This is a genomic window from Subtercola endophyticus (assembly GCF_021044565.1).
Taxonomy (GTDB): Bacteria; Actinomycetota; Actinomycetes; order Actinomycetales; family Microbacteriaceae; genus Subtercola; species Subtercola endophyticus.
Genome location: NZ_CP087997.1, coordinates 1173089 through 1192031 on the forward strand (window position 1 = coordinate 1173089; position 18943 = coordinate 1192031).

At 65.6% G+C, this 18943-nt stretch carries 14 protein-coding genes; 6 read left to right on the forward strand and 8 right to left on the reverse strand.

Features of this window, described 5'->3' with window-relative positions:
• Positions 1-63 precede the first annotated feature (63 nt).
• Together acnA and dxs are read left to right on the forward strand one after the other, a co-directional pair.
• Positions 64-2889, forward strand: coding sequence for an aconitate hydratase AcnA (gene acnA / locus LQ955_RS05600; RefSeq protein WP_304961460.1), 2826 nt, complete (start codon positions 64-66; stop codon positions 2887-2889).
• A 121-nt stretch (positions 2890-3010) separates the two neighbouring features.
• On the forward strand, positions 3011-4972 hold the full coding sequence (gene dxs / locus LQ955_RS05605) for a 1-deoxy-D-xylulose-5-phosphate synthase (RefSeq protein ID WP_231027204.1): 1962 nt from the start codon (positions 3011-3013) through the stop codon (positions 4970-4972).
• Between the two features lie 119 nt (positions 4973-5091).
• On the opposite strand, the gene LQ955_RS05610 is transcribed toward dxs, so the two are convergent.
• The 5 genes from LQ955_RS05610 to LQ955_RS05630 all read right to left on the reverse strand — a co-directional run bounded on the left by LQ955_RS05610 (position 5092) and on the right by LQ955_RS05630 (position 10971).
• Positions 5092-5646 (reverse strand): dihydrofolate reductase family protein, encoded by a 555-nt coding sequence (locus tag LQ955_RS05610; RefSeq protein ID WP_231027205.1) that lies wholly within the window; start codon positions 5644-5646, stop codon positions 5092-5094.
• Positions 5647-5698: 52 nt separating this feature from the next.
• Positions 5699-7834, reverse strand: a complete 2136-nt coding sequence (locus LQ955_RS05615; RefSeq protein ID WP_231027206.1) for a 3-hydroxyacyl-CoA dehydrogenase NAD-binding domain-containing protein — start codon at positions 7832-7834, stop codon at positions 5699-5701.
• A 33-nt stretch (positions 7835-7867) separates the two neighbouring features.
• Positions 7868-9079, reverse strand: coding sequence for a thiolase family protein (locus tag LQ955_RS05620; protein ID WP_231027207.1), 1212 nt, complete (start codon positions 9077-9079; stop codon positions 7868-7870).
• A 79-nt stretch (positions 9080-9158) separates the two neighbouring features.
• The gene (locus LQ955_RS05625) at positions 9159-10382 is read right to left on the reverse strand and encodes an HRDC domain-containing protein (RefSeq protein ID WP_231027208.1); all 1224 of its coding nucleotides are present in this window, start codon (positions 10380-10382) and stop codon (positions 9159-9161) included.
• Positions 10375-10971, reverse strand: a complete 597-nt coding sequence (locus tag LQ955_RS05630) for a DUF3000 domain-containing protein (protein WP_231027209.1) — start codon at positions 10969-10971, stop codon at positions 10375-10377. Before LQ955_RS05630 ends, LQ955_RS05625 begins: the two co-directional genes overlap by 8 nt.
• A gap of 108 nt (positions 10972-11079) precedes the next feature.
• On the opposite strand from LQ955_RS05630, the gene LQ955_RS05635 reads away from it, so the two are divergent.
• Positions 11080-12327: an alpha/beta hydrolase family protein gene (locus tag LQ955_RS05635; protein WP_231027210.1), complete on the forward strand. Its 1248-nt coding sequence runs from the start codon at positions 11080-11082 to the stop codon at positions 12325-12327.
• A 72-nt stretch (positions 12328-12399) separates the two neighbouring features.
• Positions 12400-12918: a hypothetical protein gene (locus LQ955_RS05640; RefSeq protein ID WP_231027211.1), complete on the forward strand. Its 519-nt coding sequence runs from the start codon at positions 12400-12402 to the stop codon at positions 12916-12918.
• Here the strand turns inward: LQ955_RS05640 and LQ955_RS05645 are convergent.
• Both LQ955_RS05645 and LQ955_RS05650 read right to left on the reverse strand, forming a co-directional pair.
• A complete protein-coding gene (locus LQ955_RS05645; RefSeq protein ID WP_231027212.1) occupies positions 12908-13351 on the reverse strand; it encodes a SufE family protein in 444 nt (147 codons plus the stop codon). The two genes, LQ955_RS05640 and LQ955_RS05645, sit on opposite strands and share 11 nt — an antisense overlap.
• 101 nt (positions 13352-13452) lie before the next feature.
• A complete protein-coding gene (locus tag LQ955_RS05650; protein WP_231027213.1) occupies positions 13453-14361 on the reverse strand; it encodes a sulfurtransferase in 909 nt (302 codons plus the stop codon).
• A 59-nt stretch (positions 14362-14420) separates the two neighbouring features.
• On the opposite strand from LQ955_RS05650, the gene zapE reads away from it, so the two are divergent.
• Complete coding sequence (gene zapE / locus LQ955_RS05655; protein ID WP_231028060.1) at positions 14421-15458, forward strand: cell division protein ZapE; 1038 nt, start codon at positions 14421-14423, stop codon at positions 15456-15458.
• 256 nt (positions 15459-15714) lie between these two features.
• A complete protein-coding gene (locus LQ955_RS05660; RefSeq protein ID WP_231027214.1) occupies positions 15715-16992 on the forward strand; it encodes an ammonium transporter in 1278 nt (425 codons plus the stop codon).
• 75 nt (positions 16993-17067) lie between these two features.
• Here LQ955_RS05660 and LQ955_RS05665 read toward each other — a convergent pair whose 3' ends face one another.
• Positions 17068-18771 (reverse strand): long-chain-fatty-acid--CoA ligase, encoded by a 1704-nt coding sequence (locus LQ955_RS05665; protein ID WP_231027215.1) that lies wholly within the window; start codon positions 18769-18771, stop codon positions 17068-17070.
• Positions 18772-18943 lie beyond the last annotated feature (172 nt).

Sequence of the window (18943 nt, forward strand, 5' to 3'; positions counted from 1 at the left end):
CTTGCTAGCCACGGGCATCCGGAGCCTTAGAAAATAGACGTACCAAGCGAAGGAGAGACCATCGTGTCTGCAGTAAACAGCTTTGGATCGAAAGACACTCTCAAGGTCGGCGATGCGTCGTACGAGGTCTTTCGCCTCGACACCGTTCCGGGCTTCGAGAAGCTTCCGTTCAGCCTGAAGGTTCTGCTCGAGAACCTGCTCCGCACCGAAGACGGTGCGAACATCACGGCAGAGCACATCAAGGCCCTGGGTTCGTGGGTTCCGACGGCGGAGCCCGACACCGAGATCCAGTTCACCCCCGCTCGCGTGGTGATGCAGGACTTCACCGGCGTGCCCTGCATCGTCGACCTCGCAACGATGCGCGAAGCGGTCGGCGCCCTGGGCGGCGACCCGACGAAGATCAACCCGCTGGCTCCGGCCGAGCTGGTCATCGACCACTCGGTGATCGCCGACCTGTTCGGCACCGAGAACGCCCTCGAGCGCAACGTCGACATCGAGTACGAGCGCAACGGCGAGCGGTACCAGTTCCTGCGCTGGGGCCAGACGGCGTTCGACGACTTCAAGGTCGTTCCGCCGGGAACCGGCATCGTGCACCAGGTCAACATCGAGTACCTGGCCCGCGTCATCTTCACCCGTGAGGTCGGTGGAGTGCTGCGCGCCTACCCCGACACCTGCGTCGGCACCGACTCGCACACCACCATGGTCAACGGCCTCGGTGTGCTCGGCTGGGGCGTCGGCGGCATCGAGGCAGAGGCGGCCATGCTCGGCCAGCCCGTGTCGATGCTCATTCCGAAGGTCGTCGGCTTCAAGCTGAGCGGATCCATCCCGGCCGGCGTCACCGCGACCGACGTCGTGCTCACCATCACGCAGATGGTGCGCAAGCACGGTGTGGTCGGCAAGTTCGTGGAGTTCTACGGCGAAGGTGTCACGCAGGTTCCGCTGGCGAACCGCGCCACCATCGGCAACATGAGCCCCGAGTTCGGCTCGACGGCCGCCATGTTCCCCATCGACGACGTCACGCTCGACTACCTGCGCCTCACGGGCCGCAGCGAAGAGCAGGTCGCCCTCGTCGAGGCCTACGCAAAGCTGCAGCACCTCTGGCACGACGCGTCCGTCGAACCCGTCTTCAGTGAGTACCTCGAGCTCGACCTGTCGACGGTCGTTCCGTCGATCGCCGGCCCGAAGCGCCCGCAAGACCGCGTCGAGCTCAGCAATGCGAAGTACCAGTTCGAGCAAGACCTGAACGACTACGCCTCCCAAGATCTGTCGCGTGTGGATGCTTCGCTCGACGGTTCGTTCCCGGCATCCGACCCCAACGGCTTCACCGCGCAAGACGAAGACACGGCGCACGAGGTGTCGCACTCGCATGTGAGCCACGCACCGTCGACCGTCTCTGCGCCGACGCCGGTCGTCACACCGGCCGGGCTCAACTACACGCTCGACCACGGCGCCGTCGCGGTCGCCGCCATCACCTCGTGCACGAACACGTCGAACCCGAGCGTTATGCTCGCGGCCGGTCTGCTCGCCCGCAACGCCGTGAAGAAGGGCCTCACCTCGAAGCCCTGGGTCAAGACCACACTGGCTCCGGGCTCGAAGGTCGTCACCGACTACTACGAGAAGGCCGGCCTCACGGGCGACCTCGAGGCCCTCGGCTTCTACACGGTCGGCTACGGCTGCACCGTCTGTATCGGCAACACCGGCCCGCTCATCGAAGAGGTGACCGACGCGATCAACAAGAACGACCTCGCCGTCACCGCCGTGCTCTCGGGCAACCGCAACTTCGAGGGCCGCATCAGCCCCGACGTGAAGATGAACTACCTGGCCTCGCCGCCGTTGGTCATCGCGTACGCCCTCGCGGGGTCGATGAACTTCGACTTCGAGGTCGATGCGCTGGGTCAAGACACCGAAGGCCAAGACGTGTTCTTGCGCGACATCTGGCCCGACGCGGCCGAGGTGCAAGACACCATCGACAGCTCGATCAACACCGGAATGTTCACGCACGAGTACTCGAGCGTGTTCGACGGCGACGACCGCTGGCGTTCGCTGCCCACCCCGACCGGCCCGGTCTTCGAGTGGGAGGCGTCGTCGACCTACGTTCGTAAGCCCCCGTACTTCGACGGCATGACCATCGAGACCACGCCGGTCAGCGACATCTCCGGCGCCCGCGTGCTGGCCAAGCTCGGCGATTCGGTCACCACCGACCACATCAGCCCCGCCGGCAGCATCAAGGCCGACAGCCCGGCCGGAAAGTACCTCTCGGGCCACGGCATCGACCGCAAAGACTACAACTCGTACGGCTCGCGCCGCGGCAACCACGAGGTGATGATCCGCGGCACGTTCGCGAACATCCGTCTGCGCAACCAGCTGCTCGACGGAGTAGAGGGCGGCTACACCCGTGACTTCACTCAGCCCGATGCGCCGCAGGCGTTCATCTACGACGCGAGCGAGAACTACCAGGCGCAGGGCATTCCCCTGGTCATCCTGGGCGGCAAGGAGTACGGCTCGGGCTCGTCGCGCGACTGGGCGGCGAAGGGCACCTCGCTGCTCGGCGTCAAGGCGGTCATCACCGAGAGTTTCGAGCGTATTCACCGCTCGAACCTCATCGGTATGGGCGTTCTGCCGCTGCAGTTCCCGGCGGGGGAGTCGGCCGGATCCCTCGGACTCGACGGTACCGAGGTGTTCGACATCACGGGTGTCGAAGAGCTGAACGAGGGCCGCACGCCGAAGACGCTGCACGTCGTCGCTACTCCTTCGAGCAACTCGCCAGAGGGCAAGCAGCCGATCGAGTTCGACGCCGTGCTGCGCATCGACACCCCCGGTGAGGCCGACTACTACCGCAACGGCGGCATTCTGCAGTACGTGCTGCGTTCGCTCGTGACCGCGGCCTAACCCGGCTGCATCTGCAACGGGTGCTCCGGGCATCCTGACCGACCTGAGGCTGGCTCTTAGCACACCTGTGCTGGGACGCCAGCCTCAGTCATTTCTCCGCCTCACAGAATAGACTCGGGTGATGAGCCTCCTCGAACAGATCTCTGGGCCCCGAGACCTCGACCGACTGTCGAACGATCAGCTCATCGCACTCTCGGCCGAGATCCGCCAGTTCTTGATCACTGAAGTGTCGAAGACCGGCGGTCACCTCGGGCCGAACCTCGGTGTGGTCGAACTGACCATTGCCATTCACCGCGTTTTCGACTCGCCGCACGACGCGATCGTGTTCGACACCGGGCACCAGTCGTACGTTCACAAGCTGCTGACGGGCCGCCAAGACTTCAGCCACCTGCGCGAGCGCGGTGGGCTCGCCGGCTATCCCCAGCGCTCTGAGAGCCCGCACGATGTCGTCGAGAGCTCGCACGCCTCGAGTTCGCTCTCGTGGGCCGACGGCATCTCGCGCGCCTTCGTGATGACCGGGCAAGCCGACCGGCACGTGGTGGCGGTCGTCGGTGACGGCGCGCTCACCGGGGGCATGACGTGGGAGGCGCTGAACAACATCAGCGACGACAACGATCGCAACCTGGTGATCGTGGTCAACGACAACGGGCGCTCGTACGCGCCCACCATCGGCGGCATGGCGCGCTACCTCAACTCGGTGCGCACCGCGGCCGGCTACCGCGACCTGCACCACTCCAGCGAGCGGCTCTTCGGGCATTTCGGTGCGGCCGGACGCGCGGTGTATCGCGGAGTGCGCGGCGGCACGCACGGGTTTCTCGCCCGGCTCACCAACAACGAAGCGCTCTACTCGAACCTCGACATCAAGTACATCGGGCCGGTCGACGCCCACGACGTGCACGCCATGGAGCAGGCTCTGCACCAGGCCAAGGAGTACCGCCAGCCGGTCATCGTGCACGCCATCACCGAGAAGGGCCGCGGCTACGAACCGGCCCGCAACGATGAGGCCGACCAGTTCCACGCCGTGGGCCAGATCGACCCCGAGACCGGCGAGCCCATCGGCGGCGCCGACGGTCGCCCCTCGTGGACGGGTGTGTTCAGCGACGAGATTGCCTCGCTAGCTGCGCTGAACCCCAAGATCGTGGGCATCACCGCGGCCATGCTGCGGCCAACCGGCCTGCACACCATGGCCGAACGATTTCCGTCGCGTGTGCTCGACGTGGGTATCGCCGAGCAGCATGCCGTGACCAGCGCCGCGGGGCTCGCCTTCGGCGGTCTACACCCCGTCGTCGCGCTCTACGCCACCTTCATCAACCGTGCGTTCGACCAGGTGCTGATGGATGTCGGCCTGCACCGCGCCGGTGTCACCTTCGTGCTCGATCGCGCCGGCGTGACCGGTCCAGACGGACCTAGTCATCACGGCATGTGGGATCTGGCGATTCTGCAAGTGGTGCCGAACATCCGCCTCGCCGCGCCTCGCGACGGTGAGCGGTTGCGTGAAGAGCTGGCCGAGGCCATTGCGGTCGATGACGCCCCCACGGTCATCCGGTTTCCGAAGGGTGCCGTGGGCCCCGAGATCGTGGCCGAGCGGCGTACCGCCGACGGAGTGGATGTTCTGCGCGAGGCCGCCCAGCACGACGTGTTGCTCGTGACGGTCGGTCCGTTCGCCTCCCTCGGTCTCGAGGTGGCCGAGCGGCTCGCCGCCCAGGGCATCGGAGCCACCGTGATCGACCCCCGCTGGGTCGTGCCGACGGCGTCGAGTCTCATCGAACTCGCCGCGCAGCACCGGCTCGTGGTGACGATCGAAGACGGTATTCGGGTGGGTGGCATCGGCACGCGTATCCGGCAAGACCTGCGCGATGCGGGCGTCGACACCGCCGTCACCGAGCTGGGGCTGCCCGACGAGTTTCTCGACCACGCCAGCCGCTCGCAGATTCTCGAAGACGCCGGCCTCACGCCGCAGCACATCGCCCGCGACGTCGTCGCGCAGGTGCTGGGCAGCAAGATCCCCATCGCGCGCCCCGTGGCCGACTCGGCCGACGCGGAGCCCACCGACGACGCCGAGAGCCACCAGGGCCGGCGCTAGCACCCCCTCATCCCGGGGCACGCCACGTAACACCGGCCCCCTCGCTCGCGCGGCGTTTTTTGCCGCGACTGCACCGCCGATGCGGCAGAAATCGACGCGCGAGTTCGCGTGTGAACGCGTCAGACTTCTGAGCGCGCGCCCTCGACGCGGTACGTGAGCCCGATGGCGCCACTGTCGAACTGAGTCGTGTCGGTGTGCGTGAGACTCAACGGGGTGCCGCCGATCGGCAGCAGGGGAGTACCCGAGCCGAGCACGATGGGCATGACGCTGACGATCAGCTCGTCGAGCAGGTTATTCGCGGCGAACTGGGCCGCCACGTTGCCGCCGCCGACGATCCACACGTTCTTGCCCTCGGCCGCTGCCAGAGCTCGCGCCGCGACCACCTCGACCGCCTCGCTCGAGAACAGGATGTTCGCTCCCTCGGCCGTCGGCAGCTCACGACTCGTCAGCACCCAGATCGGCATGTCGCCGTACGGCCACGCCTGCAGCTCTTCGTCGAGAATGAACTGATACGTGCCCGAGCCCATCACGAGCGCGCCTACCTCGGCGAGGAACGCGTTGTAATGCGCCTCGTACGCTTCGTACCCGAACTGCAGCAGCCAGTCCATCTTGTCGTCGGCGTCGGCGATGAACCCGTCCAGGCTTGCCGCCACGTAATACTGCATCTTGGCCATGCACCCCACCCTATTGGTGCATGGCCCTATTAGTAGTCAGCTCAGACCGCTGCTATTCGACGCCCGCGATGCGGGGGTGGTGGAAGGTGTCGCCGAAGACGCGCTCGGAGGCACCGACACGGTCGAGGTAGGGCGTTGCGCCACCCATCTGGAACGGCCATCCGGCGCCCAGAATGAGGCACAGGTCGATGTCTTCGGCGGCGTGCACCACGTCGTCTTCGAGCATGCGGTGGATCTCGTCGGCGAGGCCGTCTTCGACCCGGCGCAGAATCTCGGCGCCCGTCATGGGCGTCGTGCCACCCGCGACGATAGCCACGGCGGTCTTGTCGAAGCCCTTGACCTTGCCCTTGGCGTCGCGCTCGAAGATCTTGCCGTGCTCGGCGAGCTTGTGCAGGTTCTGGCTCTCGAAGAACCGATCGGGAAAGGCCGCATGGTGCGTGTCGAGCACATGCGCACCGACTTTGAGGCCCACCAGCTCGAGCAGCTCGAACGACGTCATCGGCAGGCCGAACGGTGCCAGCGCGGTGTCGACGACCTCGAACGGGGTTCCGGTGTCGACCGCGTGCATCGCCTCGCCGAGCAGCTTGGCCAGAATGCGGTTCACCACGAACCCGGGGGTGTCGCGCGTAATCACCGCGTTCTTGCGCAGCTTCGCCGCGACGACCATCGCGGTCGACAGCGTGGCGTCGTCGGTGTGCGGCGTGTTGACCACCTCGACCAGCGGCATGACGGCTACCGGGTTGAAGAAGTGGAACCCCACGACCCGCTCGGGGTGCTTGAGCTTCGACGCGATCTGCTCGACCGAGAGCGACGAGGTGTTCGTGGCGAGAACCGCCGTGTCGGAGATGTACTGCTCCACATCGGCGAACACCTCCTGCTTCACGCCGAGCTCTTCGAAGACGGCCTCGATGACCCAGTCGGCGTCGGCGAAATCGGCCTTGTTCGTCGTGCCCGAGATGAGCGCGTTCAGCTTGTTCGACTCGTCGGGCGAGATGCGCCCCTTCGACAGCAGCGTGGCGATCTCGCCGCGAATGTAGTCGAGCCCCTTGTCGACACGAGCCTGGTCGAGGTCCGTGATCACGACAGGCACCTGCAGGCGCCGCACGAAGAGCAGCGCGAACTGCGAGGCCATGAGGCCGGCACCGATGACGCCCACCTTGGTGACGGGCTTGGCGATCTTCTTGTCCGGCGCGCCGGCGGGCCTCTTGGCGCGCTTCTGCACGAGGTCGAACGAGTAGATGGATGCCCGGAACTGGTCACCCGCAACAAGATCCGCCAGCGCCTCGTCTTCTCGCGCAAAGCCCTCTTCGCGCGTACCCGACTTGGCAGCCCGCAACAGCTCGAGTGCGGCGTAGGGACTCTTGGCGACCGTGCCGATGCGGCTCTCGAGCTGCTTGCGGGCAATGCCGATCGCGGCATCCCACTTCACCAAGCGCTCGATCTTGCCGGGCACGTTCGGCCGCTTGACGGTGATCGCACCGGTGAGCACGCCGTCGGCCCAGATCAGCGACTCCTCTAAGAAGTTCGCCGAGCTGAACATGGCGTCGGCGATGCCGAGTTCGAGCACCTCGGGCGCCTTCAGGGTCTTGTTGTTACGAAGCGGGTTCGAGATGATCACGTTGAGTGCGTTCTCGATGCCGATCAGGTTCGGCAGCAGGTATGCCCCGCCCCAGCCCGGAATGATGCCCAAGAACACCTCGGGGAAGGCGACCGCAGGCGCCGACGAGTCGATGGTGCGGTAATCGGCGGCGAGCGTGATCTCCACGCCGCCACCGAGCGCGAGCCCGTTGATGAACGCGAACGACGGTACACCGACCTCACTGAGCTTGGTGAGCGTGTAGTGGCCGAGTTGCGCCATCTGCAGCGCCATCGCGCGCGACGACACCTCGCCGACCTTGCTGAGGTCGGCACCGGCAGCCAGGATGAACGGCTTTCCCGTGACGGCGACGGCGTCGATTTCGCCCGCTGCCGCACGCTTCTTCAGGGCATCCAGTGTCGCGCCGTACTCGGTCAAGGTCACGGGGCCGAGAGTGTTCGGGCGAGTGTGGTCGCGGCCGTTGTCGAGGGTGATGAGGGCGAGCGTCTTACCGCTCGCGAGCTTCACGTCACGCACGAAGGAGTGCGTCACCACCTCATCGGCAGAGAACGCGAGCAGGTCGGAGAAGTCGATCTCGGAATAGTTGGTCACAGAATTCGTCATGGTATTCGTGGGCTTCGCGCTCTAGCGACGTGCCTTCTTCGCCTTTCGGTCGTAGTTCGGGTTCTCCCAGATGACGGTGCCGCCCTGGCCGAGGCCCACGCACATGGCGGTGAGGCCGTACTGCACCTCAGGGTGCTCGGCGAACTGTGCAGCGAGCTGGTTCATCAAGCGCACGCCCGACGAAGCCAGCGGATGCCCGATGGCAATAGCCCCGCCGTATTCGTTCACCCGCTCGTCGTCATCGTCGATTTTGAAGTGATCGAGGAACGACAGCACCTGAACGGCGAACGCCTCGTTGAGCTCGAACAGGCCGATGTCGGTGATCGACAGGCCGGCCTTCTTCAGCGCCTTCTCGGTCGACGGAACCGGGCCGATGCCCATGATCTCGGGTTCGACACCGGCGAAAGCGAAGCTCACCATCTTCATCTTGGGCGCGAGACCCAGCTCGCGGGCGACCTCGCCGCTGGCGAGCAGAGCTGCGGTCGCACCGTCGTTCAGACCGGACGAGTTACCGGCCGTGACGCGCCCGTGCGGGCGGAACGGAGTGCGCAGGTTCGCGAGCCCCTCCATGGTGGTCTCGGGGCGTGGCGCCTCGTCTACCGTTGCAAGGCCCCAGCCGTTCTCGCTGCGGGTCGCGACGGGAATCAGATCGGGCTGAATCTTGCCGGCGGCGTAGGCCGCGGCCACCTTCTGCTGCGAACGGAAGGCGTAACGGTCGGAACGCTCCTTCGTGAGCTGCGGAAACCGATCGTGGATACGCTCAGCGGTGTTGCCCATGTTCAGCGCCTCGGCGTCGACCAGACGCTCGGAGAGAAACCGCGGGTTCGGGTCGGCCCCGGCGCCCATCGGGTGATGGCCCATGTGCTCGACGCCGCCGGCGATGACGAGGTCGTAGGCACCGAACGCGATGCCGCTTCCCGTCGTCGTGACGGCCGTCATGGCGCCGGCGCACATGCGGTCGATCGCGAATCCGGGAACCGACTTCGGCAGCCCCGACAGCAGGGCTGCGGTGCGGCCGATCGTCAGGCCCTGGTCGCCGGTCTGCGTGGTCGCGGCGATGGCGACCTCGTCGATGCGGTCTTTCGGCACGTTCGGGTTGCGCTCGAGCAGGCCCATGATCGCCTTGACCACCAGGTCGTCGGCACGGGTCTGCCAGTACATGCCCTTTTCGCCCGCACGCCCGAACGGGGTGCGAACGCCATCAACGAATACGACTTCAGATTTTTCGGCCACTATGCCTCATGCCTCCTGGAATAACATCTGTGACGATCCTAGGCACGCCCCGAAAGGGTCAGAAATCGTTTGATTCTTCCTACGATTCACCCTCGGCGGCGTCGAGAAGGCTTTGGTGGGCTTCTACAAAGGCTTGGGCGATTGGCTGTGCGGTTAGCTCAATCTGCCACGGCCGGGCGCCCGACTTCTGCAGGGCTTCGGCGACCGTCTGGGCGTCGACCACGGTCGGCGGCGTCCAGGCCAGCCTGCGCAACAGCTCGGGCGTGAGCAGGTTCTCGAGCGGTATGGCGTGCTCTTCACCGAGCGCCAGAAGGGCCTGGCGCGCGGCCTTCAGCCGGGCATCCGCTTCGGGGTTCCGGTCGGCCCAGGCCCGCGGCGGGGGCAGCGTATCGGTCGAGCGAGTCAGTTGTGGCGGGGTCGTGGATGCCCGGCCCACCTCGATGGCGGCCCACCAGCGGTCGAGTTCCGAGCGTGACGCGCGCCCGGTGAACTCGCGCATGGCGGCGAGCTCACGTTTCGACTCCGGCAGCGCCCGCGCCACCGCGGTCAGCGACAGGTCGGGAACGAGCCGGCCCGGGGCGATGTCGGTCTCGCGCGCCAGCTGGTCGCGGGCCAACCACAGCTCGCGGGCGACCGAGAGGTTCTTGGCGCCTCGCAGCGAATGCACGCCCGACAGTCGGCGCCACGGATCGGCGAGCGGCGCTTTGGCCTCTTTGTCGAGCGTGGCCTGAAACTCCTGCCGCGCGATTTCGGTCTTCTGCTGCTCGTCGAGCAGCCGCACCATCACGTCGCGCAGATCGATGAGCAGTTCGACGTCGAGTGCCGCGTACTCCAGCCATGCCGCGGGGAGCGGGCGCGTCGACCAGTCGGCCGCCGAGTGCTCTTTCGCCAAGTGGATGCCCAGCAGCTCTTCGACCACCGTGCCGAGCCCCACGCGGGGCAGCCCGAGCAGCCGCGCGGCCAGTTCGGTATCGAAGATGCGCGTCGGTTCCAGCTCGACCTCACGCAGGCAGGCGAGGTCTTGGCTCGCGGCATGCAGCACCCACTCTTCGTCACCGATCACCGCAGAGAGTTCGGCGAACGATCCGATCGGGGGAGGGTCGAACAAGAAGGTGCCGGCACCGCGCCGGTAGAGCTGAATGAGGTAGGCGCGCTGCGAGTATTTGAAGCCCGACGCTCGTTCGGCATCGATAGCAATGGGCCCGGTGCCCCCGGCGATGACCTGCACGGCGTCGAGGTACGCCTGCCGGGTGTCGATGACGCTGCGCGGCGAGCCCTCGTTCGCCGGCAGTGCGTCAGTCACGGGCGTTGCGTTTCGCAGAGAGCAGGCTCACACCTTCGGCGACGGGCGGCAGCCCGGCCAGCATGCACAGCAGCTCACCCCAGGCTTCGACGTGGGTCTTCACGTCAGCGTCTTTCGGGCTCCACGAAGCGCGCAACTCGATCTGCGCCCCGTCGCCCTGCTTGGCGAGCTCGCCGAACCCGGAAGAGATGATTTTGGTTGCTGTACCCGAAGCATGTGAATAGTTTGCTCCCTGAGCATCCAATGCATCAATCAACCACGACCAGGTCACGTCGGCGAGAAACGGATCGAGGCCGATCTCGGTCTCGAGCGGGGCCTGAACGAAACACACAACACGGAACGGGCCGCCCCACGCCGGGGGCTCTTCGGGGTCGTAGAGCAAGATGAATCGCCCGGTGCCGAGGTCGGAATCCGACCCATGGCGGGCGGGAGAGACGTCTGCCGAGAGAGCGATCGAGTACGGTGCGAGGTTGGCCGGTGACGCGATCTCGTTCACCACGAGTTCGGGGCGGGTTACGGCCTTTCGCAGAGAGCCGAGCGCGCCTGCGAATTCCGTGGGCAGCGCGGGGCTGAAAGGAGAATCGGACACGACGCAAGACTAGAGTTTTTTTGTGTATCTGCTGGGAAGGCACGCCGTTTGACCGCAGCGCCCGCCTGCGTCATGAATAATCCCGCCACGCTGTGAAAAGGTGAACTAATGACCACTCGCGACCCGCATCCCTCGATCAAACGCGACATCATCGCCCCGTGGGTGATCTCGGCCATCGCTGTCGGCACCGCGGCGACTCTGGCCACGGCGGCCGCCGCCTTCGTCACTGCGAAGTTCTCTCGCTCTGTCGTGATTCCCACCGACTCGGCCACCGAGAACCTGCGCATCTACGCGGTTGATCTCGAGGCAGGCACCGTGACGCTGGGCATCTCGCCCGACTCGCTGGTGGCCGGGCGGTACAGCCTCTGGTTCGCTGGCGGAACCGGTCACGCCCGCATCGGCGGCATTCTCTCGGTCGCCGACGGCCGCGTCGTACGCACCCTCGAGAGCGTCGACAACGGCGAGTTGCAGGATGCCCGCTGGTGCCGCCTCGGCAGCTGGTACTTTCTCGACCCCCGCGAGCTCGGTTTCGAGGTGCAAGACGTCATCGTCGAGACCGAGGTCGGGCCCGCCCCGGCCTGGCTCATTGCCGCGGCGAATCGCGCCGATGGCGCCGGCCCCGACGCGGGGGGCTCAGCGGCGTTCTCGGAGGCACCTGTGGCGAACCGCTGGGCGATCCTGGTGCACGGCAGGGGAGTGCGCCGGGCCGAGACGATCCGCGCGCTGCCGCTCTTTCACGAACTCGGCTACACCACGCTGCAGGTGTCGTATCGCAACGACGGAGAGGCCCCGAAGAGTGCCGACGGCCGGTACGCGCTCGGCGACACCGAATGGCACGACATCGACGCCGCCATGGCCTACGCCGTCGAGCACGGTGCGACCGAGCTGGTGCTGATGGGCTGGTCGATGGGCGGGGCGACGGTGCTGCAGGCGGCGACCCGATCATCCTCTCGTTCCTACCTGAAGGCCGTGGTGCTCGACTCGCCCGTCGTGGCCTGGAGCGACACCATCGTCTTTCAGGGGCACCTCAACCACTTGCCCGAGCCGATCTCGAAGGCCGTGATGGCCACGATCGGGTCGGAGGTCGGCCGCACGGTGACCGGCCAGTCGCAGCCGATCGACTTCAAACGGCTCGACTTCGTCGCCCGCGCCGCCGAAGTCGTGTGGCCCGTGCTCATTCTGCACAGCGACGACGACGGCTTCGTGCCCTCGACCGCCTCGCGCAAGCTGGCCGAGGCCCGCCCCGACCTCGTGACGCTGGTGCCCTTCTCCGTGGCCAAGCACGTGCGCCTCTGGAACTACGACCCCGAGAAGTACACCACGGCCATCCGCACCTGGCTCGCAGCAAACACCTGAATCATTTCGCCGAACTCGCGTAATGGTCGTCCCGGAACGTGATCTTTCTCATTGAAGAGCGAAGGAGTTCTAATGAAGAGAAAGACCGGTCGTTTCGTGGCGTCGCTGGCATCGGCGGTTCTCATCGGCGCGGCGCTGCTGATGGCGGGAGCCAGCGGGGCGCAGGCAGCGCCATTGTGTTCAGGGCCGGACGCGCCGTCAGCGTGCCATCCGAAACCACCGGCGCCCCCTCCGCGGCCGAACGATCTCGAGAGCCAACCGTTCACGCCCACTCCGGGCGTCTACAACGTGATCGACGTAGCCATGGGAGTCGTCACCCCCGCTGCGGTGCAAGGCTACGCCAAGGGCGACGACACACCGTATCGAGTGTCCATCAGCTGCACGAACGGCTATTTCTTCAGCCATTCGATGACAATGTCTGATCCCGGCACCCTGAGGTACACCATCGTGATTCCTCCAGACGCGGCGGCCGGCGCATGTTACGGCGCCACCTGGGATCAATCGACGCTCGGGCTTTACACGGTGAACGTCTACCTGGAAGAGCGAAAGACCAAGACGTTCGACGACTGGCACGTCGACTTCAACCCGTGACGATCTTGTCGCGGATCTGGCGCTTGGTGCGGGCGAGCAGGGCCGTCATTCCGCGGATGCGCAGGGGAGAGACCGCCTGGGTGAGGCCGATCATCGAGGGATAGTCGTCGGGAACGGCGAGCACTTCGTCGGCCGTGAGGCCGGCGAGGCCCTGCGCCAGAATCGAGGCGAAGCCGCGGGTGGTGGGCGACTCCTTCGGGGCGGTCGCGAACAGGTGCACGATGCGGTTCTCGTCGACTTCGACGAAGATGAACACGGGCGACTGGCACTCGACGACACGCTCGAAGAGATCCGGATGATCGCGGTACCGCTCGGGCAGCTCGGGCAGCTCGTTCGAGAACTCGAGCAGCAACTGCAGCCGGTCTTTGAGCGACAACTCGAGAAAGTCGTCGCGAATCTCGGCCAGGGCGGGTTGGAGTTCGGTGTCAGCCATGCTGCCTCAAGTTTCTCACGAAAAACGTAGGAGAATCCGGGGGTGTGGCGCGCATGCGGCGGTTCACCCTCGGATTCTCCTAGGTTTTGGCGGGCGGTGATTTACTTCTTGGAGACGTGCTCGCCGCGGCCTTCGCCTTGCACGATGGGCACACGCACGGCGGAACCCCACTCGGTCCACGAGCCGTCGTAGTTGCGCACGCCCTCGAAGCCGAGCAGGTGGGTGAGCACGAACCAGGTGTGGCTCGAGCGCTCACCAATGCGGCAGTAGGCGATGACGTCGTCGCTGTCGTCGAGGCCGAGGCCCTCGCGGTAGATCGAGTTCAGGTCGGCCAGCGGCTTGAACGTTCCGTCTTCTGCGGCAGCCTTGGCCCACGGCACGTTGTGCGCGCTCGGAATGTGGCCGGCGCGCAGCGCGCCCTCTTCTGGATAGGCGGGGGCGGTGGTGCGTTCTCCGCTGTACTCCTCGGGGGAGCGCACGTCGATGAGCTTGCCACCGGCTTCGAGGTGGTCGAGCACGTCGTCTTTGAAGGCGCGGATCTCGACGTCGCTACGTTCGGCGATCGGGTACTCGCGCGGGGTGATGTCGGGCTCGTCGGTGGTGACGGCGCGGCCTTCGGAGATCCACTTGTCACGTCCGCCGTCGAGCAGCCGAACATCCTCGTGCCCGAACAGGCTGAACACCCAGAGTGTGTACGCGGCCCACCAGTTGCTCTTGTCGCCATAGATGACCACGGTGGAGTTGCGGTCGATGCCGCGGCTGCCGGCCAGTACGGCGAACTCTTCGCCGAAGATGTAGTCGCGCGTCACCGGGTCGTTGAGGTCGGTGTGCCAGTCGATCTTGACCGCGCCCGGAATGTGGCCGGTCTCGTAGAGCAGCACGTCTTCGTCGGATTCGACGACAACCAGATCGGTGTCGCCGAGGTGTTCGGCGAGCCATTCGGTGCTCACCAAGCGGTTCGGGTGAGCGTACTCGGCGAATTTGGGCGTGGTGTCGGCTTCGACAGCCATTGTTACCTCCGGGTTGTGGCCGTGCGGCCAGTCGTTCAAAGTGCTGTTTAATACTGATGATGACAACCGAGAGCGGCAGTACAACTATTCCATTGCACCTCGTCGATCTTCGCCCCACCTTGAGTGGCGCAGAGATGGCGGCCGTTCTGGTGCCACCGCGCCAGTTTGACACGGCTTCGTTCGACTCTTATAGGCCCGACCGTGATTACCCGTCACAAGGCGAAACACTGCACAAGGTGCGCGACTTCGCCAAGACCTGGGGGCCCGCCAAGGGCGGCGGGTTCTTCAGCCGCTCCAAGAAGATTGCCGCAGAAAAGCCCGGCATCTACCTCGACGGCGGGTTCGGCGTCGGCAAGACTCATCTGCTCGCCTCGCTCTGGCACGCGGCGCCGAGCCCGAAGTACTTCGGCACGTTCATCGAGTTCACCGCGCTCGTCGGCGCACTCGGCTATCTCGACACCGTGAAGCTGCTCACCGGGGCCAAGCTGATCGCCATCGACGAGTTCGAACTCGACGACCCGGGCGACACCATGATGATGACCCGTCTGCTCGGCGACCTCGTGGCCGGCGGAACGAAGATCGCCGCGACCTCGAACACCCCGCCGAACGCGCTCGGCGAAGGCCGTTTCGCCGCACAAGACTTCTTGCGCGAGATTCAGAAGCTGGCCGATCGCTTCGAGATCATTCGCATCGACGGTCTCGACTACCGCCGCCGCAACATCGAAGGGCACGCGCGTTCGCTCGACGACGACGCACTCACGGCCGCCATGGGCACGCTCACTGCAGAGGGCCGACGGTACACAGTCGACTCGTTCGCCGACCTCGTCGCCTTTCTCGGCTCGCTGCACCCCTCGAAGTACGTCAAGCTGCTCGACGGCCTCGACGCGCTCGTCATCACCGATGTGAGCCCGCTGGCGAACCAGACGGATGCCCTGCGGTTCGTCGCGTTCATCGACCGCGTCTACGACGCTCAGTTGCCCGTCTTCGCCTCGGGCATCCCGCTCGACGAGGTCTTCGCGGGCGACATGATGAACGGCGGATACCGCAAGAAGTACCTGCGCGCCGCCTCCCGCCTCATCGCCTCCACCCAGCGCTGACACGTCGCGTTCGGCTCGCTAACACGCCAATCCGATGACCCCCGAAATGGGGGTACAGATTTCAATCGAATTGTCGGCAGCCCGAAACACAGTTGTTACAAAGGCGTGGATCGCGTTACGAACGCGAAACATAGATTCACCTCAACCGAAACCTCGACCCACGAAGCTAATGGCGTAGCCGAGGCGAGCAGACCCGAACTGTGGGGGACATCTGCGCACCGGTGCATTTACTCGGTTCGAGAGAGGTAATTTTTCCATGATGTTCCTAGCAGATGATCCAACAGCTGGAGACGTTCAAACCGCTGTCAACGCCCTGTGGCTGCTTGTAGCAGCCGCCCTCGTCCTCATCATGACCCCCGGTGTCGCCTTCTTCTACGGCGGTATGGTCAAGGCGAAGAGCGTTGTCAGCATGATGATGATGAGCTTCGGCGCGATGGGCCTTGTCGGCGTGCTGTGGGTTATCTACGGATACGGCATGTCGTTCGGTACGACGCTGATTCCGGGGCTCCTGGGCAACCCGTTCGACGCCTCGAACCCCCTGTTCTTCTTGACCGGCCTTCTCGGCACCGGTGACAGCACCGGAGCGATGAGCCCAGACCTCCCGTCGCTGGCCTTCGTCGGGTTCCAGGCGACGTTCGCCATCATCACAGTCGCTCTGATCTCGGGTGCCATCGCAGACCGCGCGAAGTTCGGTGCGTGGATGGTCTTCGCCGGCTTCTGGGTCACCATCGTGTACTTCCCCGTCGCGTTCTGGGTCTTCAACCTCTCCGAAGGCTGGGCTCCGACCTGGGGCGTCAACGACTTCGCCGGTGGTACTGCGGTGCACATCAACGCTGGTGCAGCAGGCCTCGCCCTGGCGCTCGTGCTCGGCAAGCGCATCGGATTCCAGAAGGGCATTCAGAAGCCGCACAACGTTCCGCTGACGCTGCTCGGTGCATCGCTGCTGTGGTTCGGCTGGTTCGGCTTCAACTCCGGTTCTGAAGCCGCTGTCGACGGCGTCGCCGCCATCGCCTGGATCAACACGCTCGCCGCCCCCGCCGCCGCCATCATCGGCTGGCTGGTCGTCGAGAAGATCAAAGACGGCAAGGCGACCTCGATCGGTGCCGCATCCGGTGCCGTGACCGGCCTCGTCGCCATCACCCCCGCGTGTAACATCCTCACGCCGGGCTGGGGTCTGCTGCTCGGTCTGCTGGCCGGCGCGCTCTGCTGCCTCACCATCGAGCTGAAGTTCAAGCTCGGCTTCGACGACTCGCTCGACGTGGTGGGCATCCACCTCATCGGTGGTCTGTTCGGTACCCTCTACATCGGTATCTTCGGCGCCGGCATCGGCCTCATCGACACCGGCAGCTTCGCTCAGCTCGGCAAGCAGGCCGGCGCGGCGTTCGCAGTCATGGGGTACTCCTTCGTTCTCGCCTGGATCATCGGCACGATCATTCAGAAGACGATGGGCTTCCGCATCACGACAGAAGACGAGATCGCGGGCGTCGACACGACGGTTCACGGCGAAGAGAGCTACGCTCTCGACCCGGCATAACCGCCGCCTGCACCAGGCGTAACAGCATCAGCTGGGCGTCGTTCCTTCGGGAGCGGCGCCCAGCTTTTTTGTCGGCTATTCGGCGGCGGCCAGCAGGTCGTCGCGCACCTTGCGGCGCAAGACCTTGCCGATGAGCGAGGTCGGCAGTTCATCCAGTTCGACCACACGCCGCGGCACCTTGTACGCCGTGAGGTGATCGCGGCAGAAGTCGCGAATGGCCTTCTCGTCGAGCGTCGCGCCCGGCTTCAGCACGACCGCGGCGACCACGTCTTCGCCGCCCTTCTCGCCGGGCAGGCCCACCACAGCGACATCTTTGACACTCGGATGATCGCGCACGGCATCTTCGACCTCAGAAGGTGACACGTTGAATCCGCCCGTGATGATGAGCTCCTTCATGCGGTCGACCACCGAGACGTAGCCGTCTTCGCTCAGCGAGACGATGTCGCCGGTGCGGAACCAGCCGTCGGGCAGCAACACCTCGCGGGTCTGGTCGGGCTTGCGCCAGTACCCCGCGAACACCTGCGGGCCCCGGATGAGCAGTTCACCGGCCTCGCCGACCGGCCGGTCGACCTCGACGTTCTCCGGGTCGACGACGCGGATCTCGGTATTCGGAAACGGCAGGCCGATCGATCCGGCGCGCCTGGTGGGCCCCACCGGATTGGCCAGGGCGACCGGAGAGGTCTCGGTGAGGCCGTACCCCTCGACGAGCAGACCGCCGGTCACGCTCTCCCACAGCTCGACCGTCGACACGGGCAGGTTCATCGCGCCCGACAGCGAAACACGGATGCTCGTGAGATCGACCTTGCGATCTTTGGCGCCCTGCGCGAGTCGCTGGTAGATGGGCGGAACCGCCGGCAAGAAGGTCGGCGGATGCTTCTTCGCCGCTTGCAGCACCAGATCGACATCGAACCGGGGGAGCAGCACCAGCCGCGCGCCCAGCGTCATGGCGAAGGTGAGGCAGAGGGTGAGCCCGTAGGCGTGGAACATCGGCAAGACGCCGTAGACGACCTCGGTACCCTCGGTCATGTCGGGCACCCAGGCGCGCCCTTGCAGCGCGTTCACGTGCAGGTTGAGATGGGTGAGCATCGCACCCTTCGGCGTTCCCGTCGTGCCACTGGTGTACTGCAGCAGCGCGAGGTCGGTCACGTCGGGCCGCGGCACCGACTTCTTGATGCGACGGTTCTGCAGCAGCGATTCCCACTCGATGGTGTGCCGCGCCTTCGCGTGCAGGGCGTCGCGCGATTCACGAGCGCGCTTGATCGGCAGTCGCAGAGCGGCCCGGGTCGACAGCGGCATGGCGCGGGTGAGGTCGACCGAGATGAGCGTGGTGACGGCGAGGTCGTCGGGCATCTTCTGAATCGTCTCGCACACCTTGTCCCAGGCGATCGCGACGGTGGCGCCGTGGTCTTCGAACTGGTGCCGCAGCTCGCGCGGGGTGTACAGCGGGTTGTGTTCGACCACGATCGCGCCCAGGCGCAGCACGGCGTAGAACGCGGCGATGTGCTGCGGGCAGTTGGGCAGAACGAGGGCGACTCGATCGCCGTGCTTCACCCCGAGCCTGCGCAGCCCTTCGGCGGCCCGGTCGATCTGTTCCCCCAGCTCGCGGTAGGTCGTCTCGCTGCCGAAGAACTCCAGCGCGACCTTCGGGCCGAACTTCGATACCGACGACTCGATGAGATCGACCAGTGAACCCGTCGGCAGCTCGATGTCGCTCGGTACGCCCTCGGCGTAGCTCGAAAGCCACGGTCGGGGGGTGCTCACAGGGGTGTCGATACTCATGGGCGTGGGCTGCCTTTCTTGGCCTCGATGCCAGACCCCATTATGAGCACAATCGACAGCCACGATTGAAGTCGGCTGTCGAGAACCCACAAAATCACTTCGGGTCGGGCCGTTTGCAATAGCACGATTCGTGAATCGGCGCCATCGGGTAGACGCGCATTTGGGGTCGTGT